Genomic DNA, 1029 nt, shown 5'->3' on the forward strand with positions numbered 1-1029 from the left:
TCATGGTGTTTTACGCGTTCTTCTCCACGTTTTCATCAATGGTTGAATAATCATCGTATTTTTGGTCCCCCTATTAAGCGATGGGAAGAAAAAAAAGCAATCTCTCCATTCGTTAAAGTTTTTGCAATGATGAGTATGACAGGAGGATTTTTATCCTTTTTCGTAATGCTACACCCTCCTTTATGGATTTCCTTACTTGTTGCGGTTATATTATTGCTGAGTGCCATTTATATTGTAACACGTCCATCTTCCTAATGATAAAAACGGCTTTATGGGATACTCTTTTTAGCTTCAACTTATTTGTAAAAACTATGAGAACTTTTAAGTTTTGAATATAAGCTCTCCATATCCAAAATACATATGAAATAGCAAGCTTTTTGAGCGCAATTAATTAATAATATGTTTGTGAAATAATTTTTATGAACAAAGAAGATTGTTTACGAATACTCAAAATGTTCTCACTTGGTAAACAATGATAAATCACATTCATGGAAGAGAGTCATTATTTTTGTAAAGCATGTTTGTATGAATCTCTACATATACATCATTAAAAAGTCATTGATATGATAGTCATTTCTTTCTAAAAGACATTTCGTTTGTTTTCATATCTCTTAATGAGGATATAATACAAAGCTTACTAAACACCATCATTTTTATACTTATACAGTTAAGAAGCCGGTCTATTATATCAATCTTTAATGTTACATCTGTTATTAACTTAAGAATAATTCATAAGAAACAACAGAGTTTTTCAAATGGTTTTATATATACACGCATTCTTATTATAATATGCGAATAAATAATTTCTCTGTCTTTGTATAAAGCTTATTCGAAATAAAAATATTATTGCATTCTCTGTTTTTTAATGAAGTCATGCCCCTCACGTAAAACAAAAGGTCTCCCAAATCATGTTATTTACACATTTATTTTAATGAACATTTCTCAACGCTTTACGCATTTCATGATGGCAGACCATACATGGATAAAGTAAAATCTCCTGTAAAGTGTATAAAATTCATTTGAGCACCA

At 29.6% G+C, this 1029-nt stretch carries 1 protein-coding gene; it reads left to right on the forward strand.

Annotation, left to right across the window (positions count from 1 at the left end; all coding sequences use genetic code 11):
* Window positions 1-255, forward strand: a 255-nt coding sequence (locus ACFILW_RS10015; RefSeq protein WP_375685764.1) for a YbaN family protein, incomplete at its 5' end; no start/stop codon positions are given.
* Window positions 256-1029: the final 774 nt, after the last annotated feature.

This window comes from Bartonella sp. TT110JLCBS (assembly GCF_042193405.1).
Taxonomy (GTDB): Bacteria; Pseudomonadota; Alphaproteobacteria; order Rhizobiales; family Rhizobiaceae; genus Bartonella.